Raw genomic sequence first — 18411 nt, forward strand, 5'->3', positions numbered from 1 at the left:
CATAAATTAGACAATTACCTTCTGTCTTTAAATAGCTGGATAGCCAGCAGATGCGATCGCTTTCCTAACTTCAATTTCCGACTTAGCGGTTTGAATCGTGACCAATTTTGTCTTGAGAGCCGCCTCAACGGTAGAGGCTGAGTCAATGGCTTGGACTGCTTTTGTGATTGTAGTCGCACAAGCAGAACAAGCCATCTTAGGAACTTTTAGCTGTAAAGTCATAATTTGAACCTCAGCAGAAATTACTCTGCTCAATCAATGAATTAACTCCATGGTAAAGTCTCCAGTAGGCTGGAGAGTCAAGGGAAATTGCAAAATAAATCAGGAATTAGGAAAAAAGTGGTTTGACAGGCTACCCATAAAGGTAAGGCGCACACTGTGTACCCTACATAATTAGATTCAAGTGAGTTTTGTAAATCTTAACTTTGAGTGCGATCGAGGGCACAGCAATAATTCTTTACAAGTTCGCAGCAAAAATTTCATCCTAATTTCATTTATATGTGAAAAGCTGAAGATAAATGGCCGTTTTAAGGATATAAGCTCTATGAAACCAATTTCATTGAAAACAGGCTTTGCAGCGCTGATGTTGACCGCCACAGCCGCTGTAACCAGCGGAGTGCTTGCAGCTTGTTCAAAAGCCCCTTCTAGTGAAACTCCAGCCCCAAATGTTACGGCTGCAACCGAAGCAAACAACAAGCAAAACGTGGCACAAGGCGGTGGCATGAATCATGGCATGAATCACGATATGTCAATGGATTTAGGCCCTGCTGATGCCGACTACGATTTGCGGTTTATTGATGGCATGACAGTACACCATCAAGGTGCTGTAAACATGGCTCAAGATGTGCTTAAACAATCCAAACGCCCGGAAATGAAAAAACTTGCCACTGATATAATTGCTGCTCAAAACCGCGAAATAAATCAAATGAAAGAGTGGCGAAAAACTTGGTATCCCAAAGCCAGCAGTACGCCGATGGCTTATCACGCTTCAATGGGTCACATGATGGCAATGACTCCCGAACAAATGCAAAGCATGATGATGAGTATGGATTTAGGTGCTGCTGACGACCAATTTGACTTGCGATTTATCAATGCCATGATTCCTCACCACGAAGGAGCTTTAGTGATGGCTGAAGATGCTTTGAAGAAGTCAAAACGCCCGGAAATGAAAAAATTGTCTCAAGAAATTATGACTTCGCAAAAGCAAGAAATTGAGCAAATGAAACAGTGGCGGCAAGCTTGGTATAAACAGTAAGTTAGCTACCCTAAACAAAACGTGACACAATCCCCGAAATTGAGTGATATTAATTACAGTAGCTCAAGAGATCCGAAAATACTGGCTTCACCAAAGCAAGAAATTGAGCAAATGAAAAAGTGCCTACAACCTTGGTAGACAAAGTAATGTAGCTCGACTGGGGCTGTCAGCATTTGTCTGACTCTACCTCAGTTTCCTGAGAGTACCTACACATACTGTAGATAATTGAGCCACCCTACTTCTAAAGTAGTAGAAACTTACGTAACAATACTGTAGACAATGGATCAGCCCTAAATCAAAAGTAGTAGATAAATCAGCAAAAAGCTATATAGATAGAGAGGATAGTTTATGATATTGAATAGCTTGGAATTAAACACCACTTATAAATCAAATGCAGCCGTAGATCAGCTAGTGAGCGCATTGACAAACGAAATTGAAGGGCAAGCAGAGATAAAAAAACCGGAAAAAAATCTACAGCACAATCGCTTGGGATTAGGCACAACTTATATTGGTATTTTAGAAGCCGGTGGGTATCTGGGCTGCTGATGCCAAATTTCATCCTAATTTCATTTGACTGTGAAATACTATGTTGATTAAAGCATTTCTAGCTCTTGGTCATTGCTTATCGGTCGCTTATGGGAAAATGCTAATAAGTAACTTTACCTAATGGGTGTCACTTACTTACCTTGGCAAAATACCAATCGTTAAACCTGGGGCACCTAACCTGATTTCAAGGACACTGCCAACGATGATATTCCACAAATATGTTCAATCTCCGGCAATTATTACCAGCTTTTCTGGAACTTTGTTCAGTATAATTTTGTTAAGTTCTCCTGTCGTTGTTTTTGCCCACGCTGGCCACGGAGATGAATTTCAGCATAGCGACGAAGCAACAGAAACTCCTACTGCTGTTTCTGTCGATGCCGAAACAGCAAAACGATTAGGAATTAAAGTCTCCCCTGCAGCTCGCCAGCGGCTAGATATCGGCATCAAAACCACAGGACAAATTGAAACTTTACCCAACGAAAAAGTAGAAGTTACGGCTCCTGTTGCTGGGAAAGTAGTAGAGTTGCTAGTTAAGCCTGGGGACAAAGTATCAAAAGGTCAACCCGTTGCGGTTTTATCGAGTTCAGAATTAGGACAGTTGCGGGTTGAATCTCTCTCGAAACGTGCCGAAGCTGAGGCAGATTTGCAGCAAGCGGAAGGCGATCTAAAACTAGCACGAGAAAATTACGATCGCCAAAGTCAAATATCCGCAGCAGAAATCGCCCAAGCCCAAACCCAGTTGACAGCGGTAACTAAGCAGTACCAGCAAGAACAAGAATTAGTCAACAAGCGTTCAGTTGTGCAAGCCGCTAAAGAAAACTATCAGCGTCAAGTTGAAATAGCGCAAGCCGAAATAGCGCGGGCAGAAACAGAATTAACTATTGCTAAAGAACAGTTCGATCGCGACAAAGAATTAGTGGCCTCTGGGGCGATCGCGCGGCGCACAATGCTGGAATCGCAAGCCCACTTCGCCGAAGCTAAAGCCACTGTTGCTAAGGCAAAAAGCCGTCCTGAAGTTATCAAAGCCCAAACCGAAATTAAACAAGCCGAAGTAGACCTGCCGATGCGGGAATTGCGGGAATCTCAAGGCAGAGTAGCAGAAACAAAAGCTCAACTTACCAGAGCTCAGAGCCGCCGGGAAGTCCTAGAAGCCGAGAACCAAGTCAAACGCGGCAAAACTGCCGTCGAAGTTGCTCAATCGCGCATTCGCTTGGCTGACGCACCCTATCAAGCGCGGCTCCAACAATTAGGAACGGTTGCCAACGATCGAGGACTCGTTACCGTAGTTGCTCCGATTTCGGGGACGGTAGCCGATCGCGAAATCACCCCAGGCGAGTCAGTAAACGCTGAAAAACCGTTGATGAGTCTCTTAAATGACAGCCGCGTTTTTGCCACAGCCAACATTTACGAAAAAGACCTGAATAAAGTAAAAAAGGGTCAGGAAGTCAGGGTAAAAGTCGCTAATTTACCCGATCGCACTTTCAATGGAAAAATCGCCTTAATTGGGTCATCCGTGGAAGGAGAAACGCGGGTTGTGCCGGTGAAAGCAGAACTAGATAATATTAACGGCGAATTAAAACCTGGACTGTTTGCTGAGTTGGAGATTTTAACCGACAAAACTGCAACAAATATTTTAGTAATTCCGAGTGCGGCGGTAGTGGATGTTAGCGGTAAAAAAACCGTTTACGTCCAAAATGGCAATGCTTATCAAGCTGTTGAAATTGAACTCGGTCAAACTGCCGGAGATTTAGTTGAAGTGAAGAGGGGTTTATTCGAGGGAGATTTGATAGTAACGCAGCGCGCACCTCAACTTTACGCTCAATCTTTGCGGGGCGGCGGCAATAAACACTCAGAAGACGAGGAAAAGAAAGAGACATCTCCCAAGGTAACAGAGGTTAATTTTAATAATTTACCCGTGTCTTTATGGTGGGCGGGAATAGGGGGAGGAGTTGCGATCGCATCACTGACTTTCACAGCCGGCGTGTTGTGGGGAAATCGGCGCAAATTGCCAGCAATAGCAGCGGATTCTGGAAACAATAATTTTTCTGTCTCTGCACCGACATTAAACGCGATTACATTAGATGAATTGCCGCCCCATGATGACAATTACCGCGTTAAAAGTCAGGAGACAGAAGCCAAGAGCTTGAACTAAAAATTTTGTTTAATCTAGCAATTATAACCTACATAAAATGACTTAAAAAGGCGGAATAGCCGATGGTAAACCAACTCGCATAAATAAACGTGCAAATGCCTGAGAAAAGTGTTCTAGGTAAGGAGATTTTAACCGCCAGCGCTCGTTTAAATTACTAGCGTGTTTCAACACATATTCGTAAGGTAATGTTTGGATATCTCTAAAATTTACAACCAGTGATTCTTTGTTATTATCTGGGTTCGTTGGTGATGCCAGCAGGTGCAAACCTTCTATTCTCCCTCTTGAAACTTCATTCCATTTTCCTTTTTTCTTAAATGCTTCGTTATTTTCCTCAAATTCTGAAATAGGGTAAATTGCACAGAGCACTACCTGAGCTACTTTTTTACTCTCCAGATCGCAGCTTTGCGTAAGAACAATTAGATCTAGTTCATTAACTTCTATTTGTACGTCTTGAATTTCACTATTTTTTCCAAACTTTGTTGGATCAAATACGGGTATTGGTACGAGACACCCAGGCAGGTAATCTCCTTGCCTGAGTGTTGATTCATTTACCTCCTGCCAGAAAGGTTCTACGCTCATTCTTCATCGAAAATATACGGCAGAGGTTTTTTACGCCCTTTGAACTGAGCGCGCATGATTACTCGTTCCGAACGCTTTGGCGGTACTGACTGCCAGTCTATTTTGCCAATGCTTTCTAGATTTTGTAAGTATTGTTTTACAACTGTTAAATTCTGCAATAATTCATCAGTTAGTGCTGCTATTTTTCGTCCTTCAGGACTTTGTAATTGAGGTGTGGCTTTTGGCTCTACCACCAGCAATTTTGAGGATGGTGAAACGCCATTTGGACGTAGGGGGGTAATTGTAGCCATCAGTTAATCAACTCCCTTGTGCGTTCTGTAATACAAGCTTCAAAAGCTATGTTTTTCTGTTCGTGCATTTGTTCTAAAATGTGCCAAAGCTCTATTTCATTAGAAGGAATATCTCCTTCCATAAATAGATCTAAATCCAATATTATAGAAACAAAATCCGGTGTGGGAGGGGGAACTATTGCTTGATTAAGCACCAGCATTGTTCCCAAGTTTTCTTGCGGAATTTGTAGCTGCATAAAGTAGCCACTTAATCCTTGTGGCAAGTCAGCGGAAACTTCCGGAAATGTCCTCAAATACTCTTTGAGATCGCCAATCGGTAAAGGAATATCTAGCCTGTTAATATACCTGAGTGCTAAACGAACAATTGCTTCTGGATGTGTCACCGACTGATAGATATTCCACAGTCGCTTTGCTTCATCCCGAAAATTTTCCCAACAGTCGTAAGGGGCAAGCCGACTGAATGCGAAAGCATCTAAACGCAGTTGAAGAATTTGTTTTTGGTCGTTGCGGGAGGCTCTATAGCCAATAGGAGATTGGCTGGCTGTTGCCCCAACACTAGCACCTGCCATCATTTGTCCCTGAAAAAGTAACACTCCTTCACACTGAGGATACTCAGCCTGAATGCTGGAGTACACCTGCGCCAAATTGTCAAGTTTAACTTCGGGTGGAAGTTTAACTTGTATATCAATCACGGCTTCGGTGATTGGGGCGTGCGAGTAGTCTTTTGATGCTTGCATACCAACTATTGTAAGCTGCATTGTCAAAAATAGCAATACAGGTTATATCATTTGAGATTTGAAATTTTAGATGACTTATTAATCAAGGTTGGAAGTTAAAAGATTTCATCCTAATTTCATTTTTGGGTGTCAACGTAAATTGAATGGCTATTTAACGTCGCTCGCCCAACGGTGGCTAATAGTCATCACCTCTATAAAATCATAAAATGTTCAGCACAATTCTCAGATGGGTAATTAACCGTCGCTGGCTAGTTGTTGTCGCCACAATTATTGTTAGTCTGTGGACATTTTCTATCATCCCCCAAATGTCGCTTGATGTCTTCCCTCCTTTTGCACCCCCGCAAGTCGAAATTCAAACCGAAGCACCGGGGCTCGCGCCGGAAGAAATCGAGTCTTTGGTAACACTGCCGATTGAAAGTGCAATTAATGGAACTCCTGGGGTAACAGCAGTGCGATCGTCTTCTGCTGTGGGTCTTTCTGCGGTTAAGGTAATCTTTGATTGGGGAACTGAAATTTATCAAGCGCGCCAGTTGATAACAGAACGGTTGCAGCAAGCGCAAAGCAAACTCCCCGCCGGAGTAGAAACACCGCAAATTTCTCCCACAACTTCTCCTGTGGGCACTGTGATCACCTATGCTTTTACCTCGGAAACTACTCCTTTGATGGAAGTGCGCCGTCTGGTTGATTGGCAAGTCACAAATCGGCTTTTGGCAGTGACGGGCGTTGCTCAAGTGGTGGCTTACGGAGGCGAAGAAAGGCAGTATCAAGTATTAGTAGAACCTGCCAAGTTGAAAGCTTTTAATGTGTCGTTGCAGCAAGTGGCTGAAGCGGCGGCGGCTGCGAATGTTAACGCGCCAGGGGGGTATTTAATTACGCCGGATCGAGAAACTTTAATCCGAGGGGTGGGGCGGATTGAGTCTCTGGAAGATTTGCAGCAATCTGCGATCGACTCTCGCCACGGAACACCCGTCAGAATTGGTGATGTAGCTGATGTCAAGATTGGTGCTGCAATCAAGCGGGGCGATGGCAGTTTTAACGGCAAAAAAGCTGTGATTGTGATGGTAAACAGACAGCCCGTTGCTGATACTCCGACGGTAACTAAAGCGGTTGAGGCAGCAATGGCTGAGGTGCACCAAGCTCTGCCAAAAGATATTAAAGTTACTGTGACTTTTCGACAGGAAGAATATATTAATTCCTCGGTGGAGAATGTGCGATCGGCTTTAGTTGAAGGCAGTATTATCGTCACCCTTATTCTCATCCCGTTTTTGATGAATTGGCGCACTCTGGCGGTTGTTTTGCTGGATTTCTTTCTGACTTGGCTGTTGGCGCTGCTGGCGATGTATTGGCTGGGGCTGGGGCTGAATACGATGACTTTGGGGGGTTTGTCCGTGGCGATCGGGACTGCGATCGACGATGCGATCGTCTATGCCGAAAATACCTACCGCAACTTGAGAGAAAATACGTCTTCTCTTCACCCGCGTCCGGTGATGGATGTGATTTTTGACGGCAGTCAGGAGGTGCGCGATTCGTTAATTGGAGCGACTGTAATTGGTATTGTGGTGTTTTCTCCTATTTTTACTTTGCCCGGTGTAGAAGGTCGAATTTTTACGCCGATGGGGATTACTTATCTGGTAGTTGTTGTGATTTCGAGTCTAGAATCTCTGTTAATATCTCCGGCCCTTTGCGCTATTTTGTTGCCTACCAAACGCATGAGTTCACAAGAACCTTGGCTGCCGAGATTTTGCAAGAAAGTCTATCATTTTTTTATACAATTCTCAATGCGGTATTCGGGAATTATTTTAGCTTTAGCTGCTGCTAGCATGGTGGCTGCATTAATTATTTTGCCTTCCTTTGGACGGGTGTTTTTGCCGGAGTTTCAGGAGCAAACTTTGGTGAATACTATTATGCTTTATCCGGGGGTGTCTTTGGAGACAACAGATAGCGCAGCTTTTGCTATTGAAGATGCACTTAAGAATGATACCAGGTTTGAATACGTGCAAGTGCGATCGGGCAGAGCTCCGGGTGATGCTGATGCTGCGGGAGTCAATTTAGCTCACATTGATATCGGTTTGAGCGAGGCAGGGATGAAAAACAGGCCGCAAACTTTGGAGTCGCTGCGGCAGGAATTTGCTAAATTGCCGGGAGTTGCACCAAATATCGGCGGTTTTATTTCTCACCGGATGGATGAGGTTTTATCTGGTGTCAGGAGTCAGATTGCTGTCAAAATCTTTGGCCCGGATTTGGATCAACTTCGCAGCATCGGTACCCAAGTTGAAGAGCAAATGAAAACAGTTGAAGGCATTGTGGATTTGCAACTCGAACCGCAGGTGCCAGTGCCACAAATTCAAATTAAGTTTAACCGTCAAGCTGCGGGTAGATACGGTTTGAAAATCGGAGAGCTTTCTGAAATAATTGAGACAGCTTTAAACGGCAAAGTTGTTTCTCAAGTTTTGGAGGTGCAGCAAACTTTTGATTTAGTTGTGTGGTTGCAGCCTGAAGCCAGAAACAACCTAGAAACTATTCAGAATTTGCTGGTTGATACTCCCAGCGGCAACAAAATTCCCCTCGCCCAAGTTGCGAGTGTCAAATACGGTACGGGGCCCAATACGATTAACCGTGAGAATGTTTCTCGCTTGATTGTGGCGGCGGCTAATGCTAAAGGTAGGGATTTGCGATCGGTTGTGAATGAAATTCAAGCTAAAGTTAAACGAGAGGTGGAGTTACCTTTTGGCTATTTTATCCAGTACGGCGGTCAATTTGAAGCGGAACAAAGAGCTTCGCAAAATATTATGATATTTAGTGCGATCGCCTTTTTGGTAATTACAGTATTGATGTACTTGTCCGTCAAGTCTATCGCTTCAACTGCTATGATTATGATTAATTTGCCGATCGGATTAGTAGGAGGAGTAATTGCGGTAGCTTTGACGGGCGGCATCATCTCTGTAGCTTCCCTGGTTGGCTTTGTCACATTATTCGGCGTTGCCACCCGCAACGGCTTGCTTTTAGTAGACAACTACAACTCTAAGTTTGCCGAAGGACTGCCTTTTAAGGAAGCAATTATTAAAGGTTCGATGGAACGGCTCAACGCCATCTTGATGACCGCTTTAACTTCAGCTTTGGGTTTAGCACCTTTAGTATTTGTAGGTGGGGCGGGCAAGGAAATTTTGCAACCGCTGTCAGTAGTAGTTTTAGGAGGGTTATTTACTTCGACAGCACTAACTCTGTTAGTTTTGCCAGCTTTGTATGCTCAATTTGGGCATTTTTTACGACCTCAACAACCTCAGCCAGTTATTGAAGACGGGAAGGTAGTTAATGTGTGATATTTTCTAATTATTGTCAGTCAGCAAGGAGTCAAACCAATGAAATCGCTAAAGTCAAATTTAATTGTTCTAGGCAGTGTCGGATTGCTGTTTTTGGGAGCTTGCAGTAACGACGACCAAGCAAGCGATACAAATAGCAGTCCAGCCTCCTCTCCTGTCGCCTCTCAACCTGCATCTTCGGCTCCCGCCACTGCTCCTGCAACAGCAACTCAAGGGGGGCAAGTTGTAAAGTCTGGAGCTTACTATTTAGAGTTTGTACCTGAAAAAGAAGCTACCGGAACTCATTTAGATGTTTTTTTGCAAAAAGGGGAGAAAAAGGAACCAGTTCCTAATGCTAAAGTGACGGCTCAAGTGCAGTTAACGAATGGAAAGCAGCAAACTCTAGCTCTCAAGTATGATGCTGAGGGCAAACATTACGCTGTGGTGTTTCCCGGCAATGAACCCGGTCAGTATCCAGTGAAAGTGACTGCGGATATTAACGGAGAAAAAGTTGACGGTCGTTTTACCTTCAATCAATAGATAGCTGATTTCCTAATGCGCTCTCACTTATGGGCGTATTAGTTATTAGCAACACACAACTCCCTCCTGCATTTCCACTCAAAAGCAGATCGCACTTTATTTACTATTTGGTGGCCTGTGTTTTTTTGAATGGGAAAAACACTCGACCTGCCAAACTTTGAAAGTAAATGCCGCCGATGGTAATTAAAAATCCGAAATAAGCCAGGCCCTGCACTAAATAAAGCTTATCCGTGTATCCAAACAGCGCACTCAACAACAAACCTGGAAACTTTTCTTCGGGAAGCAGTTGCGAGGTATTCCAGACCATCGGCCCGAGAATGCAAGAGTGGATTTTAGTAAATCTTTCGTAATAAAAACACAGGGCTGCTGATTCGCGATTTGTTTGCGATAAAATATTCATCGCGCTGTCAAAAAGTCCCAATGTAGATACCACTAAACCCGCTACAATAAAGAGCAATAAAATGCCCATATATTTGAAAAACAGGCGGATATTAATTTTTATTCCCCATTTGAACAGTAAGACACCAATTCCGGTGGCTAAGAGAATGCCGCCCAAAGCGCCGAGGGCTGGAATAATCCCTTGTTCAAACTTAGCGACGACAAACAAAACGGTTTCAAATCCTTCGCGTAAAACAGCAATCAAAACTAAACTAAATACGCCCCAGCCGGCATGAGAATTTTGGGTTAAGGCAGCACTCACAGCGCCTTCGACTTCGGCTTTCATAAATCGCGCTTGCTTGGTCATCCAAATCAGCATCCAGCTCAGCATTGCGATCGCTAACACCCCAAAGGTTGCCTCTAGCAGCGACTCCATAATCGGCGCAAAAGGCTGATTGGATGTAGATAAAATTTGAATAGTCCAGCCGAACACTATACCTATCAAAGCGCTGGCGATAAGTCCAACCGCAACACCGCCAAAAACCCAAGGATTTAAATAACTTTGACCGGATTTTTTGAGGCAAGCTAGAACGATTCCGACAACTAAGGCGGCTTCTACTCCTTCGCGCAGGGTAATTACAAATGTGGGTAATGCTTCGCTAAAATTCATTTTTTTAGTTTAGGTAATATGTGGAGGTAATTGGTATATTTTTTACCAATTACCGTTGGCGACTTGAGTTAACTCTTTTAAGATGCGGGTTTGAGAACTTTTTGGCTGTCGCTCTCGATCGCTTTAACGAGCTGGTTGACTTGTTCGGTGGTTTTTACGGGGGCGGGGGGTGCGATCGCAGTTGGCCAATTTGCCTTAAGTTCAGTCATGTTGGCAACAATTGCTTTATCGATTTCCGGGCTGGTTTTAGCCACTTGCTCGGCGATATCTTTGTACAGCATTTCCGCGTACATGACAAAACCCCGCGAATCTTGATATTCAATAATTGCGGAAATTTTGCCGTTAGCAACTGCGGCTCCATATTCGGAGTTAGCTGTATCTAGCAAGCCGTTAATCACTTGCAGCACGAATTTCGGATCTTTGCGCTGCGTTTCGGGAAGGGCGGCAATTGCTCCATCAACTGCTTGCATTGATGTGTCAAATTCTGCATTCACTTGAGCCGGATCTTTTGCACCCGCTTTAACTAAATCCTGCAATTTAATTAAAGTAGTCTTAAATTCGGGAATTTTACGCTCGTTTAGCTGATCTTCCACATCGGCATAAATTTCTTCGACTGGATGCCCGATGTGCGGTTCTGCCTGGTCGGGTTTGCCTTGCTCCAATAGTTCTTGGGCTACGAAAAGATGCCCTTTCATCAAGCCAAGTTTAGTCATGTAGTCTACATCTTTGGGTTCGCCTGTCAGCACCACATTTTCAATAGTTACCAAGTCTTTGATTTGGTCGAATTGGGCTTGAGTAATGACATTTTTTGAAACCAATTCTTCGACTTTTCCGTAAGGGCGGCTGGATTGAATTTTGTTAGAAAGTGCTGGCACTCCTAACTTGGCTTCGAGTTTATCTAACTCTGAAAGAATGGCAGTATTGATGTTGATGCCGCCTTTGCTGCCGTGATTCCCGCTGTGACCGCTTGTGGATGCGGGACTGGCTGTGGCAACGGGTGAGGGTGTGCTGTCGGTGTTGCTGGCTGTGGGGGAAACGCAACCAGCCAGAGCAACGAGGATGGCTGTAGCAGTGACTGTGGGTAATAAGCGAAAGGATGGTAACATGGCAGTTGCTAATTTTTACGTTATGTGCATTTGGACTCACAAGTTATTAAGAATAATTCTCAATTTGCGAGCTATTCATTCTACCTATTTGCGATCGAGCTTGTCAAATAATTTCATACTTTCTTTATTTGAATCGGCGCACCGTGGTAGCAGGATGTGGTTTAAGTGATGACTTCAAATACCCCCATGCAGCCAGCTTCGGCGATCGCATCTTGATGGGGATGAAACATAAATTTTCCAGCGTAGCCGTAGGTAAATTCTAAGATATGCCGTTCAGCTACTCCCATTGTGATTACATCGGTTCTTTCACTGGGAGTCAAAGTCATTCCCGTGCGATATACGTCAAAAAAGTTGGCGTGCAGGTGAAAAGTCACTGCCGCTTCGTACTCAATCAGGTTGAGAACGTACAGCCGGATTAGCTGATTTCGGTAAATAGAGATCGGGTTGTTCATGTAATAATTGGGCAACCCGTTAAAAGCGTAAAGTTCGTTTTTTTTGTCGTCGTTTACGTCGTATCCTCCCATGATTAAAAGGATTTCATCGGCGGGAGGACGGGGTTTTGGCGGATCGATGATGAACATTCCATAGAGTCCTTTACCTATATGACGAGTTACAGGCTCAATATGGCAGTGATAGAGATGCACTCCGTAGGGATTGGCATCGAATTCATAAATAAATACCGAACCGTGTTTCACTGGTTTAACGCCATCCATTTCGCTGGTATGAACGCCGTGAAAGTGCAGCGAATGAGAATCTCCGGCTTTGTTATAAAAAATGACGCGGATACGATCGCCCTCAGTTGCCCTCAATGTCGGCCCCGGCACGCGATTGTTCACGTTCCAAGTGTTGAAAGTGACGGCGCTATTAAGTTGGACGATCGAAGTATTAGCTTCCAGGCGAAATTCCCGAACCGTGCGCCCGTTTTCGCGCGTCACCGTGCCGTAATCAAAATCCCGCGCAATTTGCATCGGGTTGATATTGCTGACGGTGAGTGCATCTGCGGGGATTGGCGGTATTCTCGCAACTGATGTCGGTTTGCGAGTCAAGTTTTGAAGTGCGATCGCGCCGCCCGCTACCCCAGCCCCAGCTATTCCTAGCTGTAGCAGTTGGCGGCGACTCCAGCGCCCAGCCTTTTTAATGGCGGGACGATCGGATAAATCTGTCATACTTATTGAAAAATTTTCTCAAAAATTTACTCGTGGTTGATTATAAGACATTACTAGCTTGTTGTCAATTATTGTCAACAGTCATCTTTTTCTGGGAAGTCAATCGATTTTAGATTTTAGATTTTAGATGTATTCCCGTCAGTCAGCCTGCGCGTTGGAATGAATCCGGGGGCTTGCGATCCAATTAGTTTCGCTCATAAAATTTCATGCTGATTTCATCTCAGTATGTGAGGTTAGATGTTGGGGTAGATGCTGCCGATCGCTAACAATGTATAAGGATTTACCGCTATAAATTAGAGTTATGAGAGTTTTGCTAGTTGAAGATGAACCCGATTTAGGGAAAGCGATCGAGCGAACCTTAAAGCAGGAAAAATATATAGTTGATTGGGCTTTGGATGGCAATGAAGCTTGGGAATATTTAGACAGTCACTGGATGCAATATAACCTGGCTATTTTTGACTGGTTGCTACCAGGATTGTCAGGATTGGAACTGCTGCGGAGATTGCGTGCTAAAAATAGCGCCCTGCCCGTCTTAATGCTAACAGCCAAAGATCGAATGGAAGATAAAGTTGCGGGACTAGATGCCGGGGCTGACGATTATTTAGTTAAACCGTTTGGGATGGCAGAACTGTTAGCAAGATTGCGGGCTTTGCAGAGGCGCTCCCCCCAAATTCAACCGCAACAGCTACAGGTAGGCAATCTAATTTTGGACTGCGGAAATCGAACTGTGTGCCATCTCGCTCGAAGTGGCAACAACCAGATGATTTCTCTAACAAACAAAGAGTTTCAACTGCTAGAATACTTTATGAAACATCCCAACCAAATTATCACCACTGACCAAATTCGGAATCAGCTATGGGAGGCGAGTGCAGATACCTTTAGCAATGTGGTAGCAGCTCAAGTGCGCTTGCTGAGGCGCAAACTTGAGTCGGTTGGCGGCACGAATTTAATTGAAACTGTTCACGGCGTCGGATACCGCATGAGAAATTAAAGCTGTAGGGGCAACGCCGGGCGGATTATATCTCGTTTCCAGTATCTGACTATAATATAGAAAACTCGATCGTAAAAATGACTGCTATGAAAGATTTAATCCAACAAGAGTTAGAAAAGCTCGATCAAGAACAACTCAAACAAGTATTTGAATTTATTACCTTCCTAAAATTCCGTGCCCGATTAGCTACTATCCCAGCAATCGATGAAACTAACTTAGCTGCACTCTACGGCGAATTTGCCGAAGAAGACCGACAACTTGCGGAACTCGGAATAAGCGAATATGCAGAACTCCTAAAACATGAGGATTTGGCATGACAGTCAGACGAGGTGAAATCTGGATTGCAGCCATCGATCCTACACAAGGTTCCGAACAGGCAGGTGTACGTCCCATAATTATTTTCCAGAACGATACTATTGCGAGATACACGACTACTGTTATCAGTATTCCTCTAACAACTAATCTGCGCCGTGCTTCTCTCCCTTCATATGTTTTCATTCCCAGCGGTGAGGGAAGATTGACTCAAGATTCCGTTGCATTGTGCCATCAAATGCGAGTTCTGGATAAAACACGCTTGCGAAATAAAATTGGTGAAGTTAATCCAGAACTATTGGTACAATTAGAAAATAATGTATTATTTACCTTGGGATATTTACCTTAAAAAAGAGCGATCGACTCAATGTGAATCAAAATAAACTATTTAATCGAACTCGCTGGCAATTAGCCATTTCCTATGCAGCAGTAATGGGTTTGATTTTAAGCTTGTTGGGATTTGGCGTATATAAGGCGATCGCCCACGCTCACTGGGTAGCCATAGACCGGGAATTAGAATCGGTAGCCGGGACGCTGCACGACAGCCTAGAACTCAAATTGCAGCAGCCCGGACGCTTGGAGCCAATAGTAAACGAACTTTTGCCCAACCTCCGCCTAATGGGAGTTAAAGGCATTAAAGAACAGTTACCAAGCCGCCATATTTTAAGCGCTATCAACCAAGGCTATTACTATATTCGTTTATTTGATTATTCGGGGCAATTAATTGCTACGGCTGGCGCTTACCCAGAAGAATTACCAGCCGAATTTAACTCCCAATACTGGCAAACACTAACTGACACCAAAGGCAATGTTTATCACCAAATTTCTGTAGCGCTCCACACCCAAACACAGCAAGATTGGGGATATTTTCAAGTGGGGCGGAGCCTGCAAGACTTCAATGATTATCTCAGTACAGTGAAATGGGTTTTGAAATTAGGATTGCCTACAGCATTGATTTTGATAGGCTTTGCTAGTTGGTTGTTGGCAGGATTGGCAATGAAACCGATTTATTCTTCCTACCGACAAATCCAACAGTTTACAGCCGATGCAGCCCACGAATTGCGGACGCCTTTAGCGGCTTCGCAGGCGACAGTAGAATCAGCGCTGTTGACGCCTCAATGGGATGAAAAAGAGGCGCGGGAAATTTTGCGGACGATCGATCGCCAAAACCGACGATTAACTCAGTTAGTTGCTGATTTGCTGCTGCTGGCTCGCATGGATAATCAAGCGATACGCGATCGCGCTCAATTGTGTTGTTTGAATGACCTTGTTAGCGATTTAGTCGAGGAATTGGCAGCTTTGGCGATCGCTTCTAAGGTAGCGTTAACATCCGAAGTGCGAGTGCAGCAGCAATTAAATGTTGTCGGCAATTCCGACCAACTTTATCGCTTAGTTGCTAATTTAATTGTTAATGCCATTCAGTACACTCCGGCGGGCGGGAAAGTAACAGTTATTTTAGATTGCAGCCACCAAGAGGCGATCGTTCAGGTTCAAGATACGGGTATTGGGATGGCGGCGGCAGATTTAGCGCGAATATTCGATCGATTTTACCGAGTCAACAGCGATCGATCGCGCCATACCGGCGGTTCGGGACTGGGATTGGCGATCGCCCAAACCATCGCCCGGGCACACCGCGGCAGCCTCAGCGCCCGCAGCGAATTGGGTTCCGGCAGCACCTTTCTCCTGCGGCTGCCTTTGTGAGTTACTATGTGAGGGAAACCGAATCGTCTTTTTAGGGTAATCCCTTTTGCAGAAGATAGCGCGATCGCCGAAAATCATTAAATAGTCAGTAGTCAGTTGACAGTTGACAGTTGACTCCGAAAGCAGTTGTTATTTGTTACTTGTTGTTTGTTATTTGTTGGACATAGCAACTAATGACTAATGACTAATAACTACTGACTAATGACTAATGACTGCTGACTCCTAAAAATTACCTAGAGAAAAGCTATGACAGTTTTAGAACAGGGAACAATCTCAATCCATACCGAAAATATTTTCCCGATTATCAAGAAGTCGCTATACACCGACCACGAAGTCTTCTTGCGGGAACTAATTTCTAACGCCGTCGATGCCATTGCCAAACTCAAAATGGTTTCCCGTTCCGGCGAATACAGCGGCGACATGGGCGAACCGCAAATCAACATAGCGATCGACAAAGAAAACAAAACACTCTCAATTACCGACAACGGCATCGGCATGACCGCCGACGAAGTAAAAAAATACATCAATCAAGTCGCTTTCTCCAGCGCTGAAGAATTTATTCAAAAATACCAAGGCAGCGGCGACGACGCAATTATCGGTCACTTCGGTCTCGGTTTCTACTCTTCTTTCATGGTCGCTCAGAAAGTAGATATAGACACCCTTTCTTACCAAGAAGGCGCGCAAGCAGTACACTGGCATTGTGACGGTTCTCCCGCCTTTGAACTATCAGAATCCACCCGCACAGAACGCGGCACTACTATTACTCTTACTCTCCAAGATGAAGAACAAGAATATGTAGAACCCAGTCGCATTAAGCAGTTAATCAAAACTTACTGCGATTTCATGCCCGTTCCCATCAAATTTGAGGGAGAGGAACTCAACAAGCACAAAGCAATTTGGCGGGAATCAGCCAGCAATTTGCAAAAAGAAGATTACTTGGAACTCTACCGCTACCTTTACCCGTTCCAAGACGAGCCGCTGTTGTGGGTACACCTGAATACAGATTATCCTTTCATTGTCAACGGCATTCTTTTCTTTCCCAAACTGCGGCCGGATGTCGATGTTACCCAAGGCAATATTAAGCTATTCTGCAACCAGGTTTTTGTCAGCGACCACTGCGAAGAAATTATCCCGAAATTCTTGATGCCGCTGCGGGGAGTTATTGACAGTACCGACATTCCCCTGAACGTTTCTCGCAGTTCTTTGCAAAGCAATCGTACTGTGCGGAGAATCGCTGATTATATTGCGAAAAAAGTAGGCGATCGCCTGAAAGAACTCTACCGCGACGACCGTGACGAATACATCCGCTGCTGGCAAGATATCGGCACTTTTGTCAAGTTTGGAACTCTCAACGATGACAAGTTCAAAAAGCAAGTCGAAGATATCTTAATCTACCGCAGCACCTACGAACCAACAGCCGAGAAGCCAGAAACTGTAACGCCCGAAGTTCAGGTGCAAACAGAGGAAGGAGATTTGTGGCAAGATGTCACTCCGAAGTCGGAAAATTCTAGTTCCACGCAGCCTTACACGACTCTAAAAGAGTATTTGGAACGCAATCAAAAACGCCACGAAAATCGCGTGTTTTATTGTACGGAACCTGCGTCTCAAGCAACTTACGTTGCTATGCACAAAAGCCAAGGTTTAGAAGTGCTGTTTATGGATTCTTTCATCGACACGCACTTTATCAGCTTCTTGGAAAGAGAATACTCAGATGTCAAATTCTCGCGGGTTGATTCCGACATCGACGAAACGCTAATTGACAAAGAGAAAGAAGCGGAAATTGTCGATCCGGCGACGAATAAAACTCGCAGCGAACAAGTTAAAGAAATGTTCCAAAAAGCTCTTAATAAGCCAAAAGTGAACATCCGCACTGAAGCTTTGAAGTCTGACTCTGCGGAGGGGACGCCACCTGCGATCGTACTTTTGCCAGAAGCTTTGCGCCGGATGCGCGACATGACGGCGCTTTTGCAGCAGCAAGCCGCCGAATTCCCCGAAGAACACGTTTTGCTGGTGAATACGTCTCACCCGCTGATTCAAAATCTGGCGAGTTTGAGTCAGGGTGCGATTATTCAAGGCGGCGGGGAGTCTCCGTCAAGTCAGTTGGCGAGTATGATTTGTCACCACGTTTACGACTTGGCTTTGATGGCCCAGAAGGGTTTCGATGCTGAAGGGATGAAGGATTTTGTCGAGCGATCGAATCAAGTCTTGACAAAGTTGACTGAACGTGCTATGTAATTAACCCCCCCCAACCCCCCCTTGCTAAGGGGGGAGCAAGAGTTTATTTCTATTGGTAAAGGGATAAGTCAAGCCTTCTTCCTTCTTCCTTCTTCCTTCGGGTATAATGAAATGCTGCACGCAAAAAAACGGTAATCTGGAGGGCAATATGTCACGGAAATGTCAGCTAACGGGGAAGAAGGCCAATAACGGTTTTGCGGTTTCTCACTCGCACCACCGCACTCACAAGTTGCAAGAGGCAAATTTGCAGTGGAAGCGGGTTTGGTGGCCGCAGGAGAAGCGCTGGGTAAAATTGCACCTTTCTACAAAGGCAATTAAAACCTTGGAACACAAGGGTTTGGAAATAATGGCGAAGGAAGCTGGAATTAATCTGTACAAGCTTTAAAAAACTTGGCTAAATTAAAATGAGGGCGATCGCACATTTGACAGTGCGATCGCCCTTACTTTTAGAGAA

The 18411-nt window shown here is 44.6% G+C and carries 18 protein-coding genes; 11 read left to right on the forward strand and 7 right to left on the reverse strand.

Annotation, left to right across the window (positions count from 1 at the left end; genetic code table 11):
- Positions 1–27: 27 nt before the first annotated feature.
- The gene (locus tag QUA74_RS05615) at positions 28–222 is read right to left on the reverse strand and encodes a heavy-metal-associated domain-containing protein (protein ID WP_333325941.1); all 195 of its coding nucleotides are present in this window, start codon (positions 220–222) and stop codon (positions 28–30) included.
- A gap of 322 nt (positions 223–544) precedes the next feature.
- On the opposite strand from QUA74_RS05615, the gene QUA74_RS05620 reads away from it, so the two are divergent.
- The 3 genes from QUA74_RS05620 (at position 545) to QUA74_RS05630 (ending at position 3953) form a co-directional block, all read left to right on the forward strand.
- Positions 545–1255, forward strand: coding sequence for a DUF305 domain-containing protein (locus tag QUA74_RS05620; RefSeq protein ID WP_333325944.1), 711 nt, complete (start codon positions 545–547; stop codon positions 1253–1255).
- 348 nt (positions 1256–1603) lie between these two features.
- On the forward strand, positions 1604–1801 hold the full coding sequence (locus tag QUA74_RS05625; RefSeq protein ID WP_333325946.1) for a hypothetical protein: 198 nt from the start codon (positions 1604–1606) through the stop codon (positions 1799–1801).
- A 202-nt stretch (positions 1802–2003) separates the two neighbouring features.
- A complete protein-coding gene (locus tag QUA74_RS05630) occupies positions 2004–3953 on the forward strand; it encodes an efflux RND transporter periplasmic adaptor subunit (protein ID WP_333325949.1) in 1950 nt (649 codons plus the stop codon).
- 42 nt (positions 3954–3995) lie between these two features.
- Here the strand turns inward: QUA74_RS05630 and QUA74_RS05635 are convergent, their stop codons facing one another.
- The 3 genes from QUA74_RS05635 to QUA74_RS05645 are packed head-to-tail and all read right to left on the reverse strand — an operon-like array spanning position 3996 to position 5559.
- Positions 3996–4532: a hypothetical protein gene (locus QUA74_RS05635; RefSeq protein WP_333325952.1), complete on the reverse strand. Its 537-nt coding sequence runs from the start codon at positions 4530–4532 to the stop codon at positions 3996–3998.
- A complete protein-coding gene (locus QUA74_RS05640; protein ID WP_333325953.1) occupies positions 4529–4822 on the reverse strand; it encodes a hypothetical protein in 294 nt (97 codons plus the stop codon). Before QUA74_RS05640 ends, QUA74_RS05635 begins: the two co-directional genes overlap by 4 nt.
- Positions 4822–5559, reverse strand: a complete 738-nt coding sequence (locus tag QUA74_RS05645; protein WP_333325956.1) for a TIGR04255 family protein — start codon at positions 5557–5559, stop codon at positions 4822–4824. The genes QUA74_RS05640 and QUA74_RS05645 overlap by 1 nt, the downstream gene beginning before the upstream one ends.
- 206 nt (positions 5560–5765) lie before the next feature.
- Between QUA74_RS05645 and QUA74_RS05650 the strand changes: the two genes are divergently transcribed.
- Both QUA74_RS05650 and QUA74_RS05655 read left to right on the forward strand, forming a co-directional pair.
- On the forward strand, positions 5766–8879 hold the full coding sequence (locus tag QUA74_RS05650) for an efflux RND transporter permease subunit (protein WP_333325959.1): 3114 nt from the start codon (positions 5766–5768) through the stop codon (positions 8877–8879).
- Positions 8880–8918: 39 nt separating this feature from the next.
- Positions 8919–9398: a hypothetical protein gene (locus tag QUA74_RS05655; RefSeq protein WP_333325962.1), complete on the forward strand. Its 480-nt coding sequence runs from the start codon at positions 8919–8921 to the stop codon at positions 9396–9398.
- Between the two features lie 103 nt (positions 9399–9501).
- Here the strand turns inward: QUA74_RS05655 and QUA74_RS05660 are convergent, their stop codons facing one another.
- The 3 genes from QUA74_RS05660 to QUA74_RS05670 form a co-directional block, all read right to left on the reverse strand.
- Positions 9502–10446 carry an FTR1 family protein gene (locus QUA74_RS05660; protein ID WP_333325965.1) on the reverse strand — a complete coding sequence of 315 codons (945 nt, stop codon included), beginning with the start codon at positions 10444–10446 and terminating at the stop codon, positions 9502–9504.
- Positions 10447–10523: 77 nt separating this feature from the next.
- Positions 10524–11552 carry a helix-hairpin-helix domain-containing protein gene (locus tag QUA74_RS05665; RefSeq protein ID WP_333325968.1) on the reverse strand — a complete coding sequence of 343 codons (1029 nt, stop codon included), beginning with the start codon at positions 11550–11552 and terminating at the stop codon, positions 10524–10526.
- 161 nt (positions 11553–11713) lie between these two features.
- Positions 11714–12718, reverse strand: coding sequence for a multicopper oxidase domain-containing protein (locus tag QUA74_RS05670; protein ID WP_333325971.1), 1005 nt, complete (start codon positions 12716–12718; stop codon positions 11714–11716).
- A 301-nt stretch (positions 12719–13019) separates the two neighbouring features.
- Here QUA74_RS05670 and rppA point away from each other — a divergent pair, with 301 nt between their 5' ends.
- The 6 genes from rppA (at position 13020) to rpmB (ending at position 18342) form a co-directional block, all read left to right on the forward strand.
- A complete protein-coding gene (gene rppA, locus QUA74_RS05675) occupies positions 13020–13709 on the forward strand; it encodes a two-component system response regulator RppA (RefSeq protein ID WP_333325975.1) in 690 nt (229 codons plus the stop codon).
- Positions 13710–13795: 86 nt separating this feature from the next.
- Positions 13796–14026 carry a hypothetical protein gene (locus QUA74_RS05680; RefSeq protein ID WP_333325977.1) on the forward strand — a complete coding sequence of 77 codons (231 nt, stop codon included), beginning with the start codon at positions 13796–13798 and terminating at the stop codon, positions 14024–14026.
- The gene (locus QUA74_RS05685; protein WP_333325978.1) at positions 14023–14370 is read left to right on the forward strand and encodes a type II toxin-antitoxin system PemK/MazF family toxin; all 348 of its coding nucleotides are present in this window, start codon (positions 14023–14025) and stop codon (positions 14368–14370) included. Before QUA74_RS05680 ends, QUA74_RS05685 begins: the two co-directional genes overlap by 4 nt.
- A gap of 20 nt (positions 14371–14390) precedes the next feature.
- Complete coding sequence (gene rppB, locus QUA74_RS05690; protein WP_333325980.1) at positions 14391–15722, forward strand: two-component system sensor histidine kinase RppB; 1332 nt, start codon at positions 14391–14393, stop codon at positions 15720–15722.
- Positions 15723–15968: 246 nt separating this feature from the next.
- The gene (gene htpG, locus QUA74_RS05695; RefSeq protein ID WP_333325982.1) at positions 15969–17957 is read left to right on the forward strand and encodes a molecular chaperone HtpG; all 1989 of its coding nucleotides are present in this window, start codon (positions 15969–15971) and stop codon (positions 17955–17957) included.
- A 148-nt stretch (positions 17958–18105) separates the two neighbouring features.
- Positions 18106–18342, forward strand: a complete 237-nt coding sequence (rpmB, locus tag QUA74_RS05700) for a 50S ribosomal protein L28 (RefSeq protein WP_242724808.1) — start codon at positions 18106–18108, stop codon at positions 18340–18342.
- Positions 18343–18411 lie beyond the last annotated feature (69 nt).

It is taken from the genome of Microcoleus sp. LAD1_D3, from assembly GCF_036702135.1.
GTDB lineage: Bacteria > Cyanobacteriota > Cyanobacteriia > Cyanobacteriales > Microcoleaceae > Microcoleus.